The following is a 7414-nucleotide window of genomic DNA, read 5'->3' as shown; positions in this document are numbered from 1 at the left end:
ACCCGCACCGATAGGGCGGGTTGGGAGTGGCAACAATGCCAGTAATTCAATAGTGTGGAGCTAAGGGGACTCGAACCCCTGACCCCTTGCATGCCATGCAAGTGCTCTAGCCGGCTGAGCTATAGCCCCAGAGGACGGCAAAAATAAACATTCTTGCCGAACTACACAGAATTACTGTTTCGTAATCTTCATGGTCTTATTGCCACCGTCAGATTCGATCTGAAGGAGGTATAAGCCGGCCGTGAGCTCCCCAAGGTCGAGGCGAAGACTGGTTTCGCTATCGAAAGCAGTGCGGAATACCCGCTTGCCGGTTAAATCGTAAACCGAAGCGCTTCCGGTAGCCACATCACCCAAATCCACGCTAATGCGGTCGCTGAAAGGATTCGGATATGCTTCTACATTCAGCTCCTGCTCCTCGAGTCCGATCGATGGGTCGATATTCTCGTAGTAATAAAAGCTTGCAACTCCACCTCCGCCATACGAATATTGATAGGCCACAGCCAGTATATCTACGTCTTCGTCGTCATCAAGGTCTCCCAAGGCCATAAAGTTGTAGTAGCCACTGGATGCCAACCCGAACGGATTGTTCTGAGGCGCACCGAAGGCCGCAGCATTGGCCGAACCCGTGTTTTCGAAAAACTTGAAATTTCCGCTGTAGTCGCTCGACATCACATCCATGTCGCCATCCATGTCCAGATCGCCTATCGAGAATACCCCACACCCAACCCGGGGCTCGTAAGCCCAAATGGATTCGCTTGCACGGCTCCAAAACTCGGGTTCGAATCGCTTCCGTTATTCTGGTAGTAGAAGAAGTTCCCGTAATATGCATCCTGAGCCAATAGGTCAAAGTCTCCGTCGTTATCCAAGTCGACTAATTCGGAAACCAAAATGTACGCCGTCGCCGGTGAGGCAAGTCCCCATGGGTTTATCTGAGGAGTTCCAAAGCTTGGGTTCTGAGCCGTACCGGTATTCTCGAAATACAAGAATTGATTCGTGTAGGTCGAGTAATCCTGAGCCGAAGCCAAAATGTCCATATCGCCATCGCCATCGATGTCGGCTACCGCCTTGAACATGGTATACTGCCCGGTCAAGCCAAACGGATTCGCTTGCATGGCACCAAAGCTGGCACTAGCGGCCGATCCGTTGTTCTTGTACATCACGGGCACGCCGTAAGTAGAGTTTGCCGCTGATGGTGGCATCCGTACGCCGTGTCGCGTCTACATCATCCTGTTGGCTGAAGATGGAGTTCCCCGATCCATTAACACTCCATTTATCCGTGTAGTACCCCGCATTTGCCACGAGATTGAATTGACGAAGGTTGTTCGCCTTGGTGAAATTGACTCCGGCCGCTATATCAGCCTTCATCCGGTCAATCCAACCGCCACCAACTTCACTCATGTACACGATATCCCGCAACGGGATATTCACCGTGCTCCCAAACTCCAAGGCCAGAATGACCATCGAAGAATCGCCCGGGTCCATTACAACACGCGCAGTGACATAGTCACTCCCTATACAACGCATTACAAAAGGCTTGGGAGATTTGAAAGAAACCACCTTGTCCACTCGATCTTGAAGTCGCTATCGCTATAATCGGTCTCTACAGTCAACACCCCTTTATTCACGGTCTTTACATCTCCTACAATTAGGTCGCCGTTGATCAGGCCCCGAGTATCGTTTTGACCGAAGACCGCACATCCGGCCGCGAGGCCGAAAATCAAAAATAGAAAGTGCAGAAACCGCATAGGTCCGATTTTGAGCGACAAATTTATCAATTCTCCATGGTTCGCCCTTTTTAATCTCTGAAAGCCATACCTCTGCCGGGCATAAAGTAAATGCCTTTGCACTTCAAATAAATCGTCATTTTTTCGATACTTTGTATTCGAAATACCATCCTACATGAAACCCCAGCAGTTCCTCTACAATGATCGATGGGACATTAGTTCACTTCCGGCCGAAAATGCCGACCTCGTGATCGCTTTCGGCCAGGGTCAAAAATTAATGAATGGCGGATATACCGACTTACGTGCTGCATTCCCCAACAGCACCGTGATCGCCGGGTCGACCGCAGGTGAGATCTCCAACGATGCGGTTCTTGACGAACAGATAGTGGCAACGGCTATTTGGTTCGATAAAGTAACGGCCGTCTAGCATTGCGTAAGGGTCGAGGACTTCGAAAATAGCAAGGCGGCAGGGAATGCCCTTGCCGGCAAGAGCGATCGCGAAGGCTTGCAGTTCATTTTCGTTGTCTCGGACGGACAAAAAGTAAACGGGTCAGAACTCATGGAAGGGATGAATACGGCGGTGAATAACGAAGTGCCTATTTCGGGCGGACTCGCGGGCGACGGGGCCGATTTTCAAAAAACCGTTGTCGGACTCAATGAAAACATCGGTGAAGGACTCATCGCGGCCATCGGTTTCTACGGTGCCGATCTCGTGGTCGGCTACGGATTCAAAGGTGGCTGGAGCAGTTTTGGCCCGTCGCGCACGATCACTAAATCCAAAGCCAATGTGCTTTACGAGATCGATGGCACCAGCGCTCTCGACCTCTACAAGAAATCCCTCGGTGAGTATGCGGAGAAGCTCCCGGGATTCGCTCTTTTATTTCCTCTGGCCCTACGGGCCGATGGGGAAGACAGCGAGGTGGTCCGCACTATTCTGACCATTGATCAGGACGAAAAATCGATGACCTTTGCCGGAAACATGCCCGAGGGAAGCGTCGTTCGCCTTATGAAAGCAAACCTCGATCACTTGGTTGATGCCGCCTTCGATGCGGTCGAACATTCGGTTCAAGAGGAAGTTATTCAAGGTGATCAACTCTCCATTTTGATCTCCTGCGTTGGTCGAAAGATCATCTTTGGAAATAGAATCGATGAAGAAATAGATGCAGCACGCGAAACCTTGGGCGACGATGCCGTGATCACCGGCTTCTATAGCTATGGCGAAATTAGCCCGTTTCAACCGCTGCACAGTTGCTCTTTGCACAACTAAACCATGACGGTGACCACTATCGCCGAAAAGTGAAATGAGTAAACCGAGCTATCATAAATTACTCAATCGCCAGATCCGCAAATTCATGAATGCGGACGGCTCGTGCACCGACGAAGAATCCTTCAAGAAATTCCTCGAAGCGGTGAATGCGAGTTATAATTCCTTTGATCAAGACAAGGAACTTTCACAGCGCATGTTCGACATTGCCGATGCCGAATATCAAGAGATCAATTCTCGACTCCTCGAAGAAAAGAAAACACGCGAACAAAGTATCGCCAAACTCATTGAGGCCGTGCGCACCTTGCGTCAAGAAGATGGCGCCGAGGACCTCAATGAAAGTCTCGACCTGCTCTCTATTGCCGATCTATTGAACGACGAGGTCATGCTGCGCCGTCAAATCGAAGACGCCTTCAAAGAGGCCATCGTGGAGACCGAAAAAGCGGTCAATGCCAAAGCGGAGTTCTTGTCGATCATGAGCCGCGAAATCCGTTCTCCCTTGAATGCGATCATCGGCATGACCCACATTCTCAACAACGAAGATCACCTCCCGGCTCAAGAGGAAAACCTCAAAGTCCTGGAGATCTCATCGCGCAACCTCATGTTGCTCATCAACGACATTCTCGATTTCAACAAAATTGATTAGGGCCGACTCGAACTCGGGCAACATTCATTCGACCTGGGTCATCTCCTAAAGAATATTCGTAGGGCGAACGACCACAACGCCAGAAAGCGGGGCAACGTACTCAAGCTGTTCGTGGACGACTCCTTGCCGACGAGTGTGCGGGGCGACAGTGCCCGATTGGGACAGGTCATAACGAACCTAGTTTCCAATGCGGTCAAGTTCACCAAAGAGGGCATGATTCGTATAGACGCAGTTGTGCTCAAAGAAACCAATACGCAGGTCAAAGTGCGCATCTCGATCGAGGACGAAGGCATTGGGATCGCCCCCGAAAAACAAAACGCATTTTTGAACCCTTTACTCAAGCTGGCCCCGATACCAATAGGAGCTACGGAGGAACAGGATTGGGCTTGGCCATCACCCGAAAGCTGCTACATCTGATGGGCAGCTCCATAAAGCTCAAAAGCTTCGAAGGCGAAGGATCGACATTTTATTTCGACCTCACGCTTACCACGGTTGAAACCACAGTGCCTCGCGATAGAAGACCTATCGATGAAGTGAAGGATTTGGGCAATGCGCGCATCTTGGCCGTTGATGACCTCGACTTCAACCTCATCACCCTAAGCAAGATCATCGGTAAATGGAACGTTCAAGTGACGACCGCGGTCAATGGCCTAGAGGCCGTTGAGAAAGTGCGCAACGACGATTTCGACTTAGTGCTCATGGACCTTCAAATGCCCGTAATGGGCGGTCGCGAAGCCACGGAAAAAATCCGCGAGTTCGATACCGAGCTTCCTATTATCGCGCTGACTGCCAGCACCAACGAATCGACCCGTCGAGAGGTCTTGGCCCTCGGCATGAACGATTTTGCGGGCAAGCCTTTCGAGCCCGATCAACTCTATCGAAAATTGAAGTCGCACATCCATCCGAAGGAAGAAGCATAGAATTCGGGGATCTTTATTTTTGCACAAAGCATCTAAACTATGGGGCGCGCGTTTGAATACCGCAAAGCGAGAAAGATGAAGCGCTGGGCAAGTATGTCCAAAGCCTTCACGAGGTTGACGAAAGACATCATCATGGCCGTTAAGGAAGGCGGCCCCAGCCCTGAGACGAACTACAAGCTCAAGCTGCTTATACAGAACGCCAAACAGGCGAATATGCCCAGGGACAATGTGGAACGGGCGATCAAAAAAGCCAGCGATAAAGACCAAAGTGACTACAAAAACGTCGTGTATGAAGGGTATGCACAGCACGGTATCGCCGTGCTCGTAGAAACCGCTACCGACAATACCACGCGTACCGTAGCCAATGTTCGCTCGTACTTCAACAAATGCGACGGAAGCCTCGGTACTTCGGGCTCCGTAGAGTTCATGTTCGAGCACAAATGCCATTTCAAAATTCCGGGAGCGGGCATCGCCCTCGAGGAATTCGAATTCGAGATGATCGATTACGGTGTCGACGACATCTTCCACGATGAAGAAGACAGCTCCATCATGGTGTATGGCCCCTTTGAACAGTTTGGACCGATCTCCAGCGCACTGGATGAAAAAGAGATCGAGATTCTGGAATCGGGAACCGAATACATCCCAACGGATACGAAAGAGCTTAGCGAAGAGGATGCAGCCGACGTCGAAAAACTCCTCGAAATGCTCGAGGAAGACGACGATGTGCAAAACGTATACTCTACCTTGGCATGATTCCGCAACTTCAGCCGTGCGACTGTTGCCGGTTCATGAAGCTACGTAACCTTTTAATCACTCTTTTTCTCGTCATTTCGGCGAACTCGTCTCGCGGACAAGTTAGCCTGCGGTCCGATTTCGACCTCAGCGACGCATTGGAAAACAACGCGGTGCTGACCGTAGAGGTCGATCATCGCGGAGGCGTCTGGATCGGCAAACAAAACGGATTGGTGTACTACAACGGGTTGTCCATAACGCCCATCAAAGGCACTTCTACCGAAGCTCGCTTACTCCGTAACGCCATCGTAAACCGAATTCTCGAAGCACCCGACCACAGCCTCTGGGTGGCCGCCCAAGGACACCTTTTTCACCACGATCCGAGGTCCGGCGAAACACAGGCTTATCCCATCAACGGCCCCGGCATCACCATGGCATACGACCTCTGCTTCGCCACCGACTCGAGCCTTTGGGTGTCGAATTCCGGCGGCGTTTGGCATATCGAAAATGAACTGATCACAGACACCATCACCCTGCCCTCAACCGAGGCCTTCCCTTTCTATAATGGTCTGAATGACCGCGCCTTCCTACGACAGATTCATCCGAACTCCGACATTGAGTTGCCTTTTACCATTCTCGAAAAGGACCCTGTCTTCAAACGCATTGGCCCACAAAGCCCCGAATGGTCAGTGAACCGCTCACGAGTGAACGATATGCTCTACGGAATCGTTGGCGACAGCCTCCTCCGCGGTTTCAACGAATACCGCATGTTCTGGGTCGATTCCACCGGCCGTTGGTACATTAGCGTAGGTTGACCCGGCGCATCGTACACCTGGGAGCCAACTTCGGGTGCTCCGCCCAAACTGTTTCACCCGGTCGGATTCACCAACATTCGCTCAGCGGGCGACGGGGCTTTTTGGATTTCGGCCTTAACGGCCGGATTAGTGCGCGGGCAACTAGGGCCAACACCCTACGAGGAGGTAGTCATTCGCAATCCACAAGGCGAACCCTTGAGCACGATCCACAGCCTCTACGCTTCGGACGGACACCTGTACATCGGCACCACCAAGGGCCTTTATCGCTGTTTTCAAACACCGAGCGGTAATTGGACGCAAGACCCTTTGTTCCGCGCGTTCCCCGGGTCGTCTATCGCCCATATTCACGCTGTGTATGATCACCTCATATTAAGTGATCACGACGGCCTCTGGTATTGGCCACTCGGAAATACGGATCCCTCATTGAATTACCGCCTGAGCTTGCCGGAATCGGTCAGTAGCGACAGAGTATATAAATACGTGTCGACCCAAGTGGGTGATTTCATTACTACACGCACCGGCGTATATCCGGTAGCCAACAGGCAACTTGGCGAGCCCCTACCCGGAACCAATGGCTGGCTCACTTATGATGTGCTCTACAGCCAGAGCTCTGAGTCTCTTTGGGTTGGGGCTCGAGAAGGAGTTGCCCGATATGTTCACGAAAGGGAACAATGGGCTTTCGATACGCTCTTTTCGCCACAAAACGGTGGTACCACCAACAATATGGCTCTGTACGAGACCCAACGAGGCCTGTGGTCAACGAGCATGGCCTCCGGGCTTTTTTACTTCGACTACGAAACTCAAGAGCCCTCTGTTTGGCCCATCGCAAATTCCGATGAAGACCAACTGGCCATCTGCATGATTATTGACGTGCAGGACCGATTGTGGGTGACCTCTACCTCCGGAGTTTCGGTAGTGCGGGGACTGCTCGACAGCATTACTGTTTTGCCTGCGGTCGGGCTCCCGGAAAGTGACTATTGGCAAAACGAGGCTTCTAAACTACCCAATGGAAACCTGGTGCTGCACCTCAACTGATACAAAGGGAATCCATTCACCGCCCGACCAACGGCATTCGCCCCGAAGTCAATGGTACATCGATGGATATGAGGTGAACTACTCCGTTTCGCCTCCACCCACCTCATCGTGGAAGCTCAACCTGCAAAAATCGCGTGAAAGTGATCCACTCAGATCGCGTGAAAGTGATCCACCTGTTCATAACTTTTCTTCATAAGGATCGTCGGGGTTTAGCTTCGTAGGAAAACCTACACGCTACGGCCGAATAAACCGATAGATATGCACAAGTTACGACTTCT

Annotated in this window: 12 protein-coding genes and 1 tRNA gene; 8 read left to right on the top strand and 5 right to left on the bottom strand. The window is 51.5% G+C overall.

Translation table 11 applies throughout. The annotated features are described in order from the left end of the window. Nucleotides 1–55 precede the first annotated feature (55 nt). From J4F31_11410 to J4F31_11390, 5 genes are all read right to left on the bottom strand, one after another. Nucleotides 56–129, bottom strand: a tRNA-Ala gene (locus J4F31_11410). Nucleotides 130–171: 42 nt separating this feature from the next. Then, a complete protein-coding gene (locus J4F31_11405; protein ID MCE2497163.1) occupies nucleotides 172–690 on the bottom strand; it encodes a T9SS type A sorting domain-containing protein in 519 nt (172 codons plus the stop codon). Between the two features lie 11 nt (nucleotides 691–701). Further along, nucleotides 702–1157 carry a VCBS repeat-containing protein gene (locus tag J4F31_11400; protein MCE2497162.1) on the bottom strand — a complete coding sequence of 152 codons (456 nt, stop codon included), beginning with the start codon at nucleotides 1155–1157 and terminating at the stop codon, nucleotides 702–704. Further along, nucleotides 1129–1524, bottom strand: coding sequence for a hypothetical protein (locus J4F31_11395; GenBank protein MCE2497161.1), 396 nt, complete (start codon nucleotides 1522–1524; stop codon nucleotides 1129–1131). Before J4F31_11395 ends, J4F31_11400 begins: the two co-directional genes overlap by 29 nt. Then, nucleotides 1524–1745: a hypothetical protein gene (locus tag J4F31_11390; protein MCE2497160.1), complete on the bottom strand. Its 222-nt coding sequence runs from the start codon at nucleotides 1743–1745 to the stop codon at nucleotides 1524–1526. The genes J4F31_11395 and J4F31_11390 overlap by 1 nt, the downstream gene beginning before the upstream one ends. Nucleotides 1746–1899: 154 nt before the next feature. Here J4F31_11390 and J4F31_11385 point away from each other — a divergent pair, with 154 nt between their 5' ends. The 8 genes from J4F31_11385 to J4F31_11350 all read left to right on the top strand — a co-directional run bounded on the left by J4F31_11385 (nucleotide 1900) and on the right by J4F31_11350 (nucleotide 7136). Further along, the gene (locus J4F31_11385) at nucleotides 1900–2151 is read left to right on the top strand and encodes a hypothetical protein (protein MCE2497159.1); all 252 of its coding nucleotides are present in this window, start codon (nucleotides 1900–1902) and stop codon (nucleotides 2149–2151) included. A gap of 78 nt (nucleotides 2152–2229) precedes the next feature. Further along, on the top strand, nucleotides 2230–2991 hold the full coding sequence (locus J4F31_11380; GenBank protein MCE2497158.1) for an FIST C-terminal domain-containing protein: 762 nt from the start codon (nucleotides 2230–2232) through the stop codon (nucleotides 2989–2991). 34 nt (nucleotides 2992–3025) lie between these two features. Beyond that, a complete protein-coding gene (locus tag J4F31_11375; protein ID MCE2497157.1) occupies nucleotides 3026–3634 on the top strand; it encodes a hypothetical protein in 609 nt (202 codons plus the stop codon). A 111-nt stretch (nucleotides 3635–3745) separates the two neighbouring features. After that, nucleotides 3746–4051 (top strand): hypothetical protein, encoded by a 306-nt coding sequence (locus J4F31_11370; GenBank protein ID MCE2497156.1) that lies wholly within the window; start codon nucleotides 3746–3748, stop codon nucleotides 4049–4051. Then, nucleotides 4051–4554, top strand: coding sequence for a response regulator (locus tag J4F31_11365; protein ID MCE2497155.1), 504 nt, complete (start codon nucleotides 4051–4053; stop codon nucleotides 4552–4554). The genes J4F31_11370 and J4F31_11365 overlap by 1 nt, the downstream gene beginning before the upstream one ends. A gap of 39 nt (nucleotides 4555–4593) precedes the next feature. Continuing rightward, nucleotides 4594–5307 (top strand): YebC/PmpR family DNA-binding transcriptional regulator, encoded by a 714-nt coding sequence (locus J4F31_11360; GenBank protein ID MCE2497154.1) that lies wholly within the window; start codon nucleotides 4594–4596, stop codon nucleotides 5305–5307. Nucleotides 5308–5342: 35 nt separating this feature from the next. Continuing rightward, nucleotides 5343–6101, top strand: a complete 759-nt coding sequence (locus J4F31_11355; protein MCE2497153.1) for a hypothetical protein — start codon at nucleotides 5343–5345, stop codon at nucleotides 6099–6101. Nucleotides 6102–6230: 129 nt separating this feature from the next. Beyond that, nucleotides 6231–7136, top strand: coding sequence for a hypothetical protein (locus J4F31_11350; GenBank protein ID MCE2497152.1), 906 nt, complete (start codon nucleotides 6231–6233; stop codon nucleotides 7134–7136). Nucleotides 7137–7414: the final 278 nt, after the last annotated feature.

This window comes from Flavobacteriales bacterium (assembly GCA_021296215.1).
Lineage (GTDB): Bacteria > Bacteroidota > Bacteroidia > Flavobacteriales > ECT2AJA-044 > ECT2AJA-044.
The sequence above is the reverse complement of the archived record's forward strand: the minus strand, read 5'-3'. Positions and strand labels throughout refer to the sequence as shown.

Bases quoted from the DNA above. Each gene is read 5' to 3' on its own strand.
- J4F31_11405 (MCE2497163.1), bottom strand. From the start codon at position 690: ATGGATGGCGACATGGATGTGATGTCGAGCGACTACAGCGGAAATTTC.
- J4F31_11400 (MCE2497162.1), bottom strand. From the start codon at position 1,157: ATGTACAAGAACAACGGATCGGCCGCTAGTGCCAGCTTTGGTGCCATG.
- J4F31_11395 (MCE2497161.1), bottom strand. From the start codon at position 1,524: ATGCGTTGTATAGGGAGTGACTATGTCACTGCGCGTGTTGTAATGGAC.
- J4F31_11390 (MCE2497160.1), bottom strand. From the start codon at position 1,745: ATGCGGTTTCTGCACTTTCTATTTTTGATTTTCGGCCTCGCGGCCGGA.
- J4F31_11385 (MCE2497159.1), top strand. From the start codon at position 1,900: ATGAAACCCCAGCAGTTCCTCTACAATGATCGATGGGACATTAGTTCA.
- J4F31_11375 (MCE2497157.1), top strand. From the start codon at position 3,026: ATGAGTAAACCGAGCTATCATAAATTACTCAATCGCCAGATCCGCAAA.
- J4F31_11365 (MCE2497155.1), top strand. From the start codon at position 4,051: ATGGGCAGCTCCATAAAGCTCAAAAGCTTCGAAGGCGAAGGATCGACA.
- J4F31_11360 (MCE2497154.1), top strand. From the start codon at position 4,594: ATGGGGCGCGCGTTTGAATACCGCAAAGCGAGAAAGATGAAGCGCTGG.
- J4F31_11355 (MCE2497153.1), top strand. From the start codon at position 5,343: ATGAAGCTACGTAACCTTTTAATCACTCTTTTTCTCGTCATTTCGGCG.